Below are 13,360 nucleotides of genomic sequence, written 5' to 3' on the forward strand. Positions count from 1 at the left end.
CTGAAGCCGCTCCGGGACTAAGCCTTCTTCACCGGCCCCAGCGCTCGGAGGACTTCGAGCACTTGTTGCATGCGGTCGCGGGGGCTGGCCCAAGCGCGTTCGATGCGGAGTTTGTCGTTGCCGGCCAGTTTGATGTGGCGGTTTTTTTGCACCAGTTCGATGATTTTCATCGGATCAATCGGTGGGTTGGGCTGGAAGGACAGGGTGATGACGGTCGGGGCGGCTTCGATCTTTTGGATGCCGTAGGGGCGTGCTGCCACGCGCAGGCGGTGCAAGTCGAGCAGGGTTTGGGCTTGGGGCGGGAGCTTGCCGAAGCGGTCCACCATTTCTTCGAGCAGGTGATCGACCTTGGCTGAGCTGTCGGCGCTGGACAAGCGTTTGTAAAAACCGAGCCGCATGTGCACGTCCGGGCAATAGCTGTCGGGCAGCAAGGCCGGGGCGTGCAGGTTGACTTCGGTGCTGCCGCCAAAAAAGCCGGTGGGCGAGAGCAGATCGGGTTCGCGGCCCGATTTGAGGGCGCGCACCGCCTCACTCAGCATCTCGTTGTAGAGCTGAAAACCCACTTCCATCATGTTGCCGCTCTGGTGGTCGCCCAGCACTTCGCCCGCGCCCCGGATCTCCAGGTCATGCATGGCGAGGTAAAAGCCCGAGCCCAGCTCTTCCATGCTCTGGATGGCGTCGAGGCGTTGATGGGCTTGCTTGGTCAGGCCTTCCACGTCGGGCACCAGCAAATAGGCGTAGGCCTGATGGTGACTGCGGCCGACCCGGCCACGCAGTTGATGCAACTGCGCCAGGCCGAACTTGTCGGCGCGCGCCATGACGATGGTGTTGGCCGAGGGCACGTCGATGCCGGTTTCGATGATGGTCGAGCACAGCAGCAGGTTGTGGCGCTGGGCCACAAAGTCGCGCATCACCCGCTCCAACTCACGCTCGGGCATCTGGCCATGGGCCACGCCGATGCGCGCCTCCGGGATCAGCTCTTGGAGCTTTTGCCGCCGGTTCTCGATGGTTTCGACCTCGTTGTGCAGGAAGTAAACCTGCCCGCCGCGTTTCAACTCGCGCAAGATGGCCTCGCGGATCGTGCCGCTGGTTTCGGTGCGCACAAAGGTCTTGATCGCCAAGCGGCGCTGCGGAGCGGTGGCGATCACCGAGAGATCGCGCAAGCCTTCCAAGGCCATGCCCAAGGTGCGCGGAATCGGTGTGGCGGTGAGCGTGAGCACGTCCACCTCGGCGCGCAGGGCTTTCATCTGCTCCTTGTGGCGCACGCCAAAACGGTGCTCTTCGTCGATGATCAGCAGCCCCAAGTTCTTGAAGGTGGTGTCCGGGCTGAGCAACTTGTGCGTGCCGACCACGATGTCGATGGTGCCGTCGGCCAGGCCGACCATCGCGGCTTTGACTTCCTTGGGGGAGCGAAAACGGCTCATCTCGGCGATCTTCACCGGCCACTGAGCAAAGCGGTCCACCAAGGTTTGGTGATGCTGCTCGGCCAAAAGCGTGGTCGGGGCAAGGATGGCAACTTGCTTGCCGCCGGTCACCGCCACAAAGGCGGCGCGCAGCGCCACTTCGGTTTTGCCAAAACCCACATCACCACAGACCAGCCGGTCCATGGGTTTGGGGCTGATCATGTCTTGGATCACCGCCTGAATGGCTGCGGCTTGATCGGGCGTTTCCTCAAAGCCGAAGCTGGCGGCAAAGGCGTCGTAGTCCTGCTGCGAGAGGCGGAAGGCAAAGCCCTCGCGCGCGGCGCGGCGGGCGTAAAGGTTCAGCAACTCAGCCGCAGCGTCGCGCACCTGCTCAGCCGCCTTGCGCTTGGCCTTTTCCCACTGGCCTGAGCCCAAGCGGTGCAAGGGCGCTTCTTCGGGGCTCACGCCGGTGTAGCGGCTGATGAGCTGCAACTGCGCCACCGGCACGTAGAGCGTGGCCTGATCGGCGTATTCAAGGAAGAGGAATTCGCTCGGGCCCTGACCCAGATCGATGTTGACCAGCCCGCGATAGCGGCCGATGCCGTGGTTGACGTGCACCACCGGGTCGCCGATTTTGAGCTCGGAGAGATCCTTGATCAGCGCTTCGACGTCGCTGACGCGCTCTTGCTTGCGGTGGCGGCGCAGGGTCGGTGCCGTGTCGAACAGCTCGGTCTCGGTGATGAGCTGCACCTGCGCTTCGACCCAATCAAAGCCCGCGCTCAAGGGCGCGACCGTGATGGCGTAAGGGTGGTGGCTGGCTTCAAAGGCCGCCAGCGAAGCCACGCTCACCGGCTCCAGCCGATGTTGGCGCAGCAGCTCCAGCAAGCTCTCGCGCCGCCCCGCGCTCTCGGCCACGATCAGCACGCGCCGGGCTTGCTCACTGGCCTCGCTGCGATGCCGGGTCTGGCGCCCCAGATGCTCTTCCAGGCGCTTGAGCGGGTCGGTGCCGCCACGCTCCACGCTCAAGTCGGGCAGGCCGGTGGCCCATTCGACCGGGCGTTGACCGCGCAGCGCCAGCTGGGCCAAGGTGTTGCAGCGGCTGAAGAAGTCTTCGGTCTTGAGGTAGAGCGCCTCGGGCGGCAGGATCGGCCGCTCGGGGTCGTGCTGGAGGAACTTGTGACGCTCGCGGGTTTCGGTCCAAAAGTGGCTGAGTGCGCTATCGACTTCGCCGTGCAGCGCCAAGGTCGCGCCTTCGCTCAAGTAATCGAAGATCACGGCGGTGTCGTCGAAGAACAGCGGCAGGTAGTACTCGATGCCCGCGCTGGCTACGCCGCTGCTCATGTCCTTGTAGACCCGCGCCTTGGAGGGGTCGCCTTCCATGCGCTCGCGCCAGCGGGCCCGAAACGCTTGGCGGGCCGGTTCGTCCATCGGGAACTCACGCCCGGGCAGCAGGCGCACTTCCTTGACCAGATCGAGGCTGCGTTGGCTGTCGGTGTCAAAGGTGCGGATCGAGTCGATCTCGTCGTCGAACAGATCGACCCGGTACGGCACCTCGGAGCCCATCGGGAACAGGTCGATCAGCCCGCCGCGCACGGCGTATTCGCCCGGCGACACCACTTGGCTGACGTGGTTGTAGCCTGCCAAGGTGAGCTGAGCTTTCAGCCCAGCTTCGTTGAGGTGTTGGCCTTGTTTGAAGTGAAAGGTGTAGGCCGCCAAAAAAGCCGGTGGGGCCAGCCGGGTCAGCGCTGTGGTCGCGGGCAGCAGCAGCACATCGACGTCGCCCGAGCGAATGCGCCACAAGGTCGCCAGCCGCTCCGAGATCAAGTCTTGGTGGGGCGAGAAGGTGTCGTAGGGCAGGGTTTCCCAATCGGGAAAGACCGCGATCTTCAGCTCGGGGCCAAAAAAGCGCAGCTCTTCGGCCAAACGGCTCACATCGGCCGGCTCCGCGCACAGCACCGCCAACATGCGCTTTGCACGCACCCGTGCTTGGCCCAGCCGCGCCAACAAAAGCGCATCGGCCGATCCCGGTGGCCGGGGCAGGGTGAAGCGTTGACCAAGGGCGAGGGCAGGCAGTTGCATGGCAGGGCCGCTCTGGGCGGCAAGACAAAAGTGGAAGGGGATTCTAGGGAGTCCGCACCTTAGCCGCGCAGGCTGGCCGTGAACGCCAGCAAGCTGCTGACCAAGTCGGGCTCGGCGGCCAGCCCTTCGAGCCGCGTTTGGGCGCTGGCCTGACCCTCATCGCCAAGGGTGCGCAAATGCGCTTGCCAGTCTTGGCGGCTCAAGGTTTGCAGACCGTTCCACGCCCAAAAAAGCGCCTGCGTGGCGTGGTTCACGCCAGGGTTTGGGGCCACATCTTGGCCAAGATGCTGCCGCAGAAAAGCCAACAGCTTGGGGTGGTGGGCGTCGTCGTCTTGGGGATAGAGCTGCCAGAGCATCGGCCGCCCGGCCCACAAGGCGCGCACCAGCGAGTCCTCGCCGCGCACCAGGTTCATGTCGCTGGCCCACAGCAGTTGATCAAATTCCGGCTGGCTGAAGTAGGGCAGAAAGTTGAGCCTCAGGGCGGGGCCGGGGTCGTGGTCGCGCAGCCAAGTTTGTACTTGGCGGGCGGCATAACCGGGGGTGATGAGCAGGTGCGTCAGCGGGGTGGCGGGGTCGTGGGGATCTGCGGCCAAGGCGTCCAAAAGCTGCGGCAAGGCGGGGTTGTCGTAGCAAAACAAGGTGATGACACGTTCGACGACGCGGCCCCCATGGGCTGGGGGTGCTGTGCTGGCTTCGATGCCCAAACGTCGCCGAAAAGCCATGCGATCAAAGCGCGAGCGCTCGCTAAGCAGCTGCGGCTCGCGCAGCAAGCCGCCGGTGTAGGGAGTGAAGCCGGGGTAGAAGAACCACTTGGTCAGCCCTTCGCCGGGGCCGTGCCACTGCGGTGAGGCGACGCGGTGCGAACGCTCCACATAGGCTTCAGCGCTGAGGTATTCAAGGTTGATCCACGCTGGCGCCCGCTCACCCATGGTTTGCAGGGCGGCCATGCGGGCCATAAAGGGCGCCGGTGGATCGCAGCCGAAGGCTTCAATCACCACCTCGGCGGGAATCTCGTGCGCCAGCGGGTCGCGCCAAGGCAGGACCGTGACGCCGCGTGCGCCGCGCGGTGCCATCCATGCCAAGGCGCTGGGGTCGTCGCACCACAGGCGCACCGTGTGGCCGCGCTCGGCCAAATCACGCGCCAAGCGCCAGCACACGCCCAAGTCGCCGTGGTTGTCGATGACCTTGCAGAAAATATCCCAGCCCGGTCGGCGGGCGCTGGCGGTTGGGGTGGATGTTCGGTGGGCGGTTCGGGTTTGCGAGGTGTCAAGCATGGGGTGAATTATCCGTGCCGCAAAATCACGCCCATGACCGACCGACCCGACGCCCCAGCCGCCGATCCCACCGCCGATCCTCCTGCCACCGATGCGGTTCGGCAAGCCTTGCTCGACACCGTGGCGCAGTTGCCCGTGTTGCCAGGGGTGTACCGCTACTTCGACGCCGAAGATCGCATCCTGTATGTCGGCAAAGCGATCAATCTGCGCCGACGGGTGTCGAGTTACTTCCAGCGCGATCACGACGGCGCACGTCTCGGTACACGCATCGGTCACATGGTCAGCAAGATTGTTCGGCTCGAAACCACCGTGGTGCGCACCGAAGCCGAGGCGCTGCTGCTGGAAAACAACCTCATCAAGCGCCTCCAGCCGCCCTACAACATCTTGTTTCGCGACGACAAGAGCTACCCCTACTTGAAGCTGGAGAGCCACGATTTCCCCCGGTTGCTTTACTACCGGGGGGGCTTGGAGCGTCAGCATCGCTATTTCGGACCCTACCCCAGCGTCTGGGCGGTGAAGGAGTCGATCCAGCTCTTGCAGCGCTTGTTCAAGCTGCGCACCTGCGACGAAGCGGTGTTTCGCAACCGCACCCGGCCCTGTTTGCTCTATCAGATCCATCGCTGCTCCGGCCCGTGCGCCAAACGCATCAGCGCGGAGGATTACGCCTTGGACGTGGGCCGGGCGACACGTTTTCTGGACGGCGACACCCAAGGGCTGCTCGACGAGTTGCAGCAGCAAATGCATGCCGCCTCGGAGCGCTGGGCTTTTGAGCAAGCGGCGGTGTATCGCGATCAGATCGCCGCCTTGTCGGGCGTGTTGCAGCCCCAAGCCATGGAGATGACCGGCGACAGCCGCGACGCTGACATCTTGGCCGTGAAGGTCCAAGGCGGCCGGGCGTGTGTGAATCTGGCCATGGTGCGCGGTGGGCGTCATTTGGGCGACCGGGCGCATTTTCCCAGTGGCGTGGTGGATGTGAAGGGCGATGTGGGTGAAGCTGACATCGATACCCAAGTGCTTGAAGCGTTCATCGCCCAGCACTACATCGACCGTGCACCGCCGTCGTTGCTGATCACCTCGTTGCCGCTCAGCGCGCCCTTGGTGTTGGCGTTGTCCTCGCAAGCGGGGCGCAAAGTGGTGGCCGTGCATCAGCCGCGCGAGCAGCGGCGCGTTTGGCTCGATCTGGCGATCCAAGGGTGTGCCCTGTCTTTGGCGCGCTTGTTGGCGGAGGAAGGCTCGCAGCAAGCGCGCACCCGGGCGCTGGCCGAGGTGCTGGATGTGCAGATGGCTCAAGGCGCTGATCTGGCGCAGTTGCGCATCGAGTGCTTCGACATCAGCCACACGGCGGGCGAAGCCACCCAAGCCTCGTGCGTGGTTTTTGAGGGGCATCGGATGCAGTCGGCGCAATACCGGCGCTTCAACATCGAGGGCATCACCGGCGGCGATGACTACGCTGCCATGCGCCAAGTACTGACGCGGCGCTACACCAAGCTGGCCGCGTCCGCCGACGCTCAGCGGCGGCCCGATCTGGTGCTGATCGACGGCGGACGCGGCCAAGTGGCCGTGGCGCGCGAGGTCTTTGCGGAACTCGGGCTCGACTTGGCCATGATTGTTGGCGTTGAAAAGGGCGAAGGCCGCAAGGTGGGGCTGGAAGAGCTGGTCTTTGCCGATGGTCGGCCCAAGATCAGCTTGCCGCCGGACTCAGCCGCTTTGATGCTGGTGGCACAGATCCGCGACGAGGCGCACCGTTTTGCCATCACCGGCATGCGCGCCAAACGCGCCTCGGTGCGCACCGGCTCCAGCAAGCTCGAAGATATTCCCGGCATCGGACCGCGTCGGCGGGCGATTTTGTTGCAGCGTTTTGGCGGTATCAAGGGCGTGGCGGGGGCGAGTGTGGAAGAGCTTGCCAGCGTCGAAGGCATCTCTACGCAGCTTGCCGAAACCCTTTACCGAGCCCTGCATTGAGGGCGCTATGACTTAAACGTAACGAATTTCACAGGGCTTGCTTTTTTCATGGGCACAATCACGCCATGTTTCTGACTTTGCCTACGCTGCTCACTTGGGCACGGATCGTTGCCATCCCGCTGATTGTGGGGATTTACGCCTTGCCGTACGACATGGCGCTGCGCAACGCGTTGGCCACGGTGTTGTTTGTGTCGGTGGCACTGACGGACTGGCTCGACGGTTATTTGGCCCGCAAGCTCAACCAAACGTCGTCCTTCGGTGCGTTTCTCGACCCGGTGGCCGACAAATTTCTGGTCTGCGCTTCGCTGCTGATCCTGCTGGAGATGGGGCGTGTCACCGCTTGGGTGGCGCTGATCATCATCGGCCGCGAAATTGCGATTTCCGCGCTGCGCGAGTGGATGGCCCAAATCGGTGCTGCCCGCAGCGTGGCCGTCCACATGCTGGGCAAGTTCAAGACCGCCTCGCAACTGGTGGCGATCCCGTTTTTGCTGTATGACGGCGTGCTGTTTGGTGCCATCAACACCCGCACTTGGGGCACGGGGTTGATCTACATCGCCTGCGTCTTGACCATCTGGTCGATGGCCTACTACCTCCAGAAGGCCATCCCCGAGATTCGCGCCAAGGCGCGTTGATCAAGCGAAGTGTTCCCAAGGCGCCAAGTAGCGCCATTGGCCCACCGGGAGGTGGCCCAGGGGGATGCGGCCGATGCGGACGCGGCGCAGGCCGACCACTTTGAGGCCGACGGCTTCGCACATGCGACGGATCTGGCGCTTGCGGCCTTCACGCAGCACGACGCGCAACTGATCCTCGTTCTGCCAGCTGACCTTGGCCGGGCGCAGGGGCACGCCGTCGAGTTCCAAGCCGTGGTTGAGCAAGGCGATGGCGCTCTCGGGCACGGGGCCTTCGTGTTGGTACTCGACGCGCACCAGATATTCCTTCTCGACCACCGAGTCTTCACCGATCAACAGCTTGGCGATGCGCCCGTCTTGGGTCAGCACCAGCATGCCGGTGGAGTCGATATCGAGCCGACCCGCAGGGGCCAAGCTGCGCAGGTGGCCGGGGTGGAACTTCAGGCCCGACGGGTCATCACCCCAGCGGTTTTCAGGCTTGATCAGCACCGAAGCGGGCTCGTAGCCGTCTTCGGCCTGGCCGCTGACGTAGCCGATGGGCTTGTTGATCACGATTGAGACGCGCAGCGCTTGCTGGCTGCGGGCGTGCGGATCGACTTCGATGTGGGCCGTGCGGCTGACGCGCTGACCCAGCACCGCCATCTTGCCGTCCACGCGCACCCAGCCGGCAGCGATCCAGTCGTCGGCTTCGCGACGGGAGGCGATGCCCATTTCACCCAAGCGCTTCGAGAGCCGATCGCCTTCACCGTCGCTGCTGGTGCGCACCGTCACCGGGGTCGGGCGGGGCAGCGGGGCGGGACGGTTTGGCTGCACCGGACGGGCCGGTTCCAAACGCGGCCGAGGGGGCGAGCGACGCTCTTCATGGCGTCCATCCCGGGCCTCACGGGGTTGTTCGCTACGCTGATCGGGCCGGCGTTGTTCGCCATAGCTGGGCCGATCTTGGCGGTAGTCCGGACGATCCGGGCGTTCCGGGTAGCGATCCGGGCCACCAGCGGGGCGGATTTGGCGCTCTTGATGACGCGGCTCGTAGGGTTCACGCCGGGGCGCGCTGCGGGGATCAGCGTTGCGCGGGTCCCCCGAACGTGGGCCGGATGAGCGCGGACCGGGGCTGCCATCGGCGCGGCGCGGGGCGCTACGCGGATCGCGTGGGTCGAAGCGTTGTTCGCCGCGTGGGCCGCCACGGGCATCACCCCGTTGAGGGCCGCGCTGATCACTTCGTTGATCGCCACGTGGGCCTCCGCGCTGATCACCGCGTTGTTCACCACGTTCAGCGGCGCGCATGTCGGCGCTTTCAAGGCGGCGTGCTTGGGCTTCGGCCAGGGTCGGCACAATGCGGGGGGCGCTGCGCCGCACGGGGGGGCGCAGCGGGTCGCGTGCGACCGGTTTATTTTTAAGTTTGATGGTGGTCATAGGTTACGCAGGGTATTCGTTCACAAGCGGCGTTCACGAGCCGTTCACGAGCGCGGTGACACCGGGCGCTGACGATAGAACGTGATCGGCGCCACAGCCGTGGCAGCCGCTTGGCTGGCTTGGTGGGCTTGGTTGATGACGCTGCGCTTCATCTTGCCGACCACATGCATCTCGCAGGGTTTGCAGTCAAAGCGCAGGGTGAGTTTTTCGTTGCCGTTGATGAGGCTCAGCGGCTCAGCGCGGATCGTGCCTTGCACGCCCATCACGCCCTTGGCTTGTTTGGGGCACAGGCTCAAAGAAAAGCGCACGCAGTGCTTGGTGATCATCAAGCTGACCTCGCCCAGCTCCTCGTGGCTCTCATAAGCCGCTTCGATCACTTTGACGCCGTGCTTGGCGTAGAAATCAAAGGCCTTGTGGTTGAAGACGTTGGCCAGATAGCTCAGCGAATCTTCGGGGTAGAGCGCAGGGGGTTCCACGGCGGGCAGCGGGGCCAAGCGGGGCAGGGCGCGGAGGCGTTCGGCTTCCAGCGCCTCGATGGCTTCGCGGCGCAAGGGGTTGATCACGCTGGTGGGCACGAAACAGGCACCCACATCGCCGCCCAAGGTGATGGCCTCAGCCGGCGCGTTGAAGATCGTGGTGCCGAGTTTGCTGAGGTTGTCGCGCAAGCTGGCTTCGGCCTTGGCGCTGTCACGGGCTCGGTCAAGCGCATGGGTCGCATGCACCGTGACGCGGTGACCTTCGCTGTCTTGGGCGCTTAAAGCCAAGCCGGCGGCGGTGCGCGTTAGATGCAAAGCGACCGGAATACGGCGCTCGCTCGATTTCTTTTCCAGGCCACGCACCCACGCCATGTCGCGGTTGCGCTTGAGCACGGTGTTGACGCGCAGATCTTTGAAGCTCGTCATCAGCTCGTTGGGCATGACGCGCCAGCGCCGACCGATGTTGTCGAGCGGACTCACGGTGTTGAGCTGCACCCCGACCAGCTCTTGCTGCAAATCGAAGTACGTCAAGCCGTCGCCGTTGTGCAGCGGCGGCACGCCGTCGTCCAGCTCCAAGTCGAAATGCTCTTTGCCAACCTTGGTCACCCAGCCCAACGGCACCCCGGCGTGTTTGGGCGAATCAAAAGCGCCGATGTCTTCTTGGCGGCCATTGACAAAGTAGTCGGTCGAGCCCCGGTTGAAGTTCTGATCCGGGTCGGGCGTGAAGGTGAAGGTTGTCTTGCCGCTCGATGCGGGCTGCAACGCGGGGCGCGTGGCCAGCACCTCGTCGAGCAGCTTGCGGTAGTGGGCGGTGATGTTCTTCACGTAGCCCATGTCCTTGTAACGCCCTTCGATCTTGAAGCTGCGCACCCCTGCATCGATCAGCGCTGCCAAATTGGCGCTTTGGTTGTTGTCCTTCATCGACAGCACATGCTTGTCGTGCGCCACGATGCGCCCGGCCGCGTCGGTGACGGTGTAGGGCAGGCGGCAGGCCTGCGAGCAATCGCCCCGGTTGGCGCTGCGGCCGGTGTGGGCGTGGCTGATGAAGCACTGGCCTGAATAGGCCACGCACAGCGCGCCGTGGACAAAGAATTCCAGCTTGGCCCGGTCCAGCTTGTTGGCGATGGCTTGGATCTGCGGCAGCGTCAACTCGCGCGCCACCACGATCTGGGCAAAGCCCACGTCTTCAAGAAAGCGCGCCTTCTCGGGCGTGCGGATGTCGGTCTGGGTGGAGGCGTGCAACTGGATCGGCGGCAGATCCATCTCCAGCAGCCCCATGTCTTGCACGATCAGGGCGTCCGCACCCGCTTCATAAACTTGCTGCACCATGCGCCGCGCGGGCTCCAACTCGTCGTCACGCAAGATGGTATTGAGCGTGACAAAGATGCGGGCATTGAAGCGATGCGCGTGGCGCACCAGCCGCTCAATCTCCGCCACATCGTTGCCCGCCGAAGCTCGTGCGCCAAACGATGGCCCACCGATATAGACCGCATCGGCCCCGTGGTTGATGGCTTCGATACCGATGTTGGCATCGCGGGCAGGCGCAAGCAGTTCGAGTTCAGGGGATCGGTTCATGGGGATAAAGAGGCACCGGCACCACTCCGGCATGGGCCAGTGTACCGAATGTCAATAAATTGCATCCCAGCCCTTGCGGCGGCATCAAAAACCCGTATACAATCTGAGGCTCAGTCGGGGCGTAGCGCAGCCTGGTAGCGCACTTGCATGGGGTGCAAGGGGTCGCGAGTTCGAATCCCGCCGTCCCGACCAAAAAGTTCAATGGTTCAGATCTCACAAGGATCTGGACCATTTTGCTTTGTACTTGTCGCTCTATCAAGCTCAATCAGCCGGTGTCTTTATGTTCGGTAGCGCACAGAAGCTCGCAGTGGCGAGGGGTATGGTTCCTTCAACTTCTTCAAGCGAGCGCACCATGATTTACAAGTTCAAATCGCAAGCCGATGCTGACGTCATCATGCTGGAGCCCAACGGCGAACACATGCTCGCCCTGATGGGCCGGGAACCTTCAGCGCAGGGTGTCGTCACGGTGGCGCAGATGCCCGCCGCTATTGCCGCGCTGGAGGCGGCGATCTTGGCGCAAGAGGGCGATGAGCATGCCCGCTTGCGCGCTCGTGCAGAGCCCTTCATCCATTTACTGAGCAACAGTGCCAAGGCTGGCAAAGATGTGGTTTGGGGCGTGTAACGATCAGCCGTCGTCGCGGGTGGTCGGGTGTTTTTCGAGCGTGCTGGCGTCAGATTTGCGTCCACGCTGGGTCAGGTCGCCACGCCAAACACCAAGCGGGCATCTCGGGGCCAGGCATGGGGCGGGCGATGCCGTAGCCTTGGGCCAATTCGCAGCCGAGCTTCAAAAGCAAGGTGCCCGATTCGACGTTCTCCACCCCTTCAGCGATCACTTGCCGGTTGAATGCGTTGGCTAGACCGATGACACCGTTGAGGATCGCCAGATCGTCTGGATCTTCCAGCATGTTGCGCACAAAGCTTTGATCGATCTTCAGCTCCACCACCGGCAAACGTTTGAGATAAGTCAGCGATGAGTAGCCGGTGCCGAAATCGTCCAAAGAGAAGGTCACACCCAGCTTGCGACACGACTCAATCACATTGGCGGTCCAAGTGATGTCGTCCAAGGCGCTGGTTTCCAGCACTTCGAGCTGCAATTGACCATGTCTGACCTCCGGGTGGGCTGCCAAGATCACACGCAGTCGTTCTGCAAAGTCGGCTTGTTGCAACTGCCGGGCCCCCACGTTGACGCTGACTTTGAGATCCAGTCCGCTGGCACGCCATTGTTCGATTTGCGTCAAAGCATGGTGAAGCACCCATTCGCCCAGATGGATCGACAGCGCATGCCCCTCGATCACCGACAAAAATTGGGCGGGGAACAACAGCCCGCGTGTGGGGTGTTCCCAACGGATCAGGGCCTCTGCGCCGATCACTTGCCCCGTGCGCATATGCACCTTGGGTTGGTAGTGCAGCACGAACTCGTTGGCGTTCAGGGCCTGACGGAGACGTTCCAAACTTTCGTGGTGACCGCGCACACTCTGGTCCAACTCAGCGTCAAACACGTGATAGCGATTTTTGCCGGCTAGTTTGGCTTGGTACATCGCTTGATCAGCTTGGCGCAGCAGTTGATCGGCATCCACATCTTGGTTTTGTGGGAAAAAGGTCACGCCCAAACTGGCGGAAAGACGGATGTCCAGATCATCCACTTTCAGCGGTTGCGAAGCAGCGTCCAACAGTCGGGCGAGCAGAGGGCCGCTGGCCTCAAAGCTCTCCAGATCCAACAGCACGGCCACGAACTCGTCACCCCCCAGTCGGGCCAAGGTGTCACCGTCACGCAGGGCCTGTCGCATGTGCACAGCCATAGCCACCAACACTTGATCGCCCACGGCATGGCCGTGTTGATCGTTGATCGTTTTGAAGCCATCCAAGTCAAGAAAAGCCACCGCCAGCCTATTTTTACGGCGCACAGCTTGGGTCATGGCCTGATGCAAGCGGTCTGAGAGCAGCACGCGGTTGGGCAAGCGGGTCAGTGCGTCGTAGTGAGCGATGTATTCCAGTTTGTTTTCGTGCTCTTTCAGTGGGGTGATGTCTGAGAACAAGGCCACATATTGCTGCGTCTGACCCTTGGCATCCCGCACCGCACTGATGGTTTGCATGGTGGCGTAGAACTCGCCACTTTTGTGCCGGTTCCAGATCTCGCCGGACCAGTGGCCCTTGTCGATCAAAGCTCTCCACATCGACGCGTAAAACTCCCGGCTTTGCCGCCCAGAGCTCAGCAGGCTGGGTGTTTTGCCCACCACCTCATCGCGGCTGTACCCGGTGATGCGGGTGAAGGTTTCGTTGATTTCAACAATCACACCGCCAAGGGTGGTGACCATGATGCCTTCGTTGGCATGGGCAAAAACGTTGGCAGCCAGTTGAAGCTTTTGCTCGGCCCGCTTGCGCTCGGTGATGTCGCGTGAAGAGTTAAACAGCACCATCGTCCCCTCTATCCATTACCCACAAGTTGATTGAACTCTGTGGCGAAGTGTCTAAGCTGAACAGAGGGCAGCAGGAGTGTGGTGATGACGTGGGCAGCAGAGGAATTGCGAACGGTGGATCTGGGGGATGCGAGG

8 protein-coding genes and 1 tRNA gene are annotated in these 13,360 nt (G+C 63.0%); 4 read left to right on the forward strand and 5 right to left on the reverse strand.

Annotated features, from left to right (window positions below):
• Positions 1 to 17 precede the first annotated feature (17 nt).
• Together mfd and earP are read right to left on the reverse strand one after the other, a co-directional pair.
• Positions 18 to 3,482, reverse strand: coding sequence for a transcription-repair coupling factor (mfd, locus tag AB3X39_RS04520; protein WP_369416156.1), 3,465 nt, complete (start codon positions 3,480 to 3,482; stop codon positions 18 to 20).
• Between the two features lie 59 nt (positions 3,483 to 3,541).
• Complete coding sequence (earP, locus tag AB3X39_RS04525; RefSeq protein ID WP_369416157.1) at positions 3,542 to 4,756, reverse strand: elongation factor P maturation arginine rhamnosyltransferase EarP; 1,215 nt, start codon at positions 4,754 to 4,756, stop codon at positions 3,542 to 3,544.
• Positions 4,757 to 4,789: 33 nt separating this feature from the next.
• Here earP and uvrC point away from each other — a divergent pair, with 33 nt between their 5' ends.
• The gene (gene uvrC, locus AB3X39_RS04530) at positions 4,790 to 6,718 is read left to right on the forward strand and encodes an excinuclease ABC subunit UvrC (RefSeq protein WP_369416158.1); all 1,929 of its coding nucleotides are present in this window, start codon (positions 4,790 to 4,792) and stop codon (positions 6,716 to 6,718) included.
• A gap of 65 nt (positions 6,719 to 6,783) precedes the next feature.
• Positions 6,784 to 7,350 (forward strand): CDP-diacylglycerol--glycerol-3-phosphate 3-phosphatidyltransferase, encoded by a 567-nt coding sequence (gene pgsA, locus AB3X39_RS04535; RefSeq protein ID WP_369416159.1) that lies wholly within the window; start codon positions 6,784 to 6,786, stop codon positions 7,348 to 7,350.
• On the opposite strand, the gene AB3X39_RS04540 is transcribed toward pgsA, so the two are convergent.
• Positions 7,351 to 8,757 (reverse strand): pseudouridine synthase, encoded by a 1,407-nt coding sequence (locus AB3X39_RS04540; protein ID WP_369416160.1) that lies wholly within the window; start codon positions 8,755 to 8,757, stop codon positions 7,351 to 7,353. It lies immediately after the preceding gene.
• Between the two features lie 44 nt (positions 8,758 to 8,801).
• Positions 8,802 to 10,808 carry a peptidase U32 family protein gene (locus tag AB3X39_RS04545; RefSeq protein WP_369416161.1) on the reverse strand — a complete coding sequence of 669 codons (2,007 nt, stop codon included), beginning with the start codon at positions 10,806 to 10,808 and terminating at the stop codon, positions 8,802 to 8,804.
• 115 nt (positions 10,809 to 10,923) lie between these two features.
• On the opposite strand from AB3X39_RS04545, the gene AB3X39_RS04550 reads away from it, so the two are divergent.
• Positions 10,924 to 11,000: transfer RNA gene (locus tag AB3X39_RS04550), tRNA-Pro, on the forward strand.
• Between the two features lie 160 nt (positions 11,001 to 11,160).
• A complete protein-coding gene (locus AB3X39_RS04555) occupies positions 11,161 to 11,430 on the forward strand; it encodes a DUF1840 family protein (protein ID WP_369416162.1) in 270 nt (89 codons plus the stop codon).
• A gap of 49 nt (positions 11,431 to 11,479) precedes the next feature.
• Here the strand turns inward: AB3X39_RS04555 and AB3X39_RS04560 are convergent, their stop codons facing one another.
• Positions 11,480 to 13,225, reverse strand: a complete 1,746-nt coding sequence (locus AB3X39_RS04560) for a putative bifunctional diguanylate cyclase/phosphodiesterase (protein ID WP_369416163.1) — start codon at positions 13,223 to 13,225, stop codon at positions 11,480 to 11,482.
• Between the last annotated feature and the right edge of the window lie 135 nt (positions 13,226 to 13,360).

Source organism: Leptothrix ochracea, from assembly GCF_041083635.1.
Lineage (GTDB): Bacteria > Pseudomonadota > Gammaproteobacteria > Burkholderiales > Burkholderiaceae_C > Sphaerotilus > Sphaerotilus ochraceus.

Excerpts from the sequence above, each read along its gene's own strand:
- AB3X39_RS04560 (WP_369416163.1), bottom strand. The coding sequence starts at position 13,225 with ATGGTGCTGTTTAACTCTTCACGCGACATCACCGAGCGCAAGCGGGCC.
- mfd (WP_369416156.1), bottom strand. The coding sequence starts at position 3,482 with ATGCAACTGCCTGCCCTCGCCCTTGGTCAACGCTTCACCCTGCCCCGG.
- AB3X39_RS04555 (WP_369416162.1), top strand. The coding sequence starts at position 11,161 with ATGATTTACAAGTTCAAATCGCAAGCCGATGCTGACGTCATCATGCTG.
- pgsA (WP_369416159.1), top strand. The coding sequence starts at position 6,784 with ATGTTTCTGACTTTGCCTACGCTGCTCACTTGGGCACGGATCGTTGCC.
- AB3X39_RS04540 (WP_369416160.1), bottom strand. The coding sequence starts at position 8,757 with ATGACCACCATCAAACTTAAAAATAAACCGGTCGCACGCGACCCGCTG.
- uvrC (WP_369416158.1), top strand. The coding sequence starts at position 4,790 with ATGACCGACCGACCCGACGCCCCAGCCGCCGATCCCACCGCCGATCCT.
- earP (WP_369416157.1), bottom strand. The coding sequence starts at position 4,756 with ATGCTTGACACCTCGCAAACCCGAACCGCCCACCGAACATCCACCCCA.
- AB3X39_RS04545 (WP_369416161.1), bottom strand. The coding sequence starts at position 10,808 with ATGAACCGATCCCCTGAACTCGAACTGCTTGCGCCTGCCCGCGATGCC.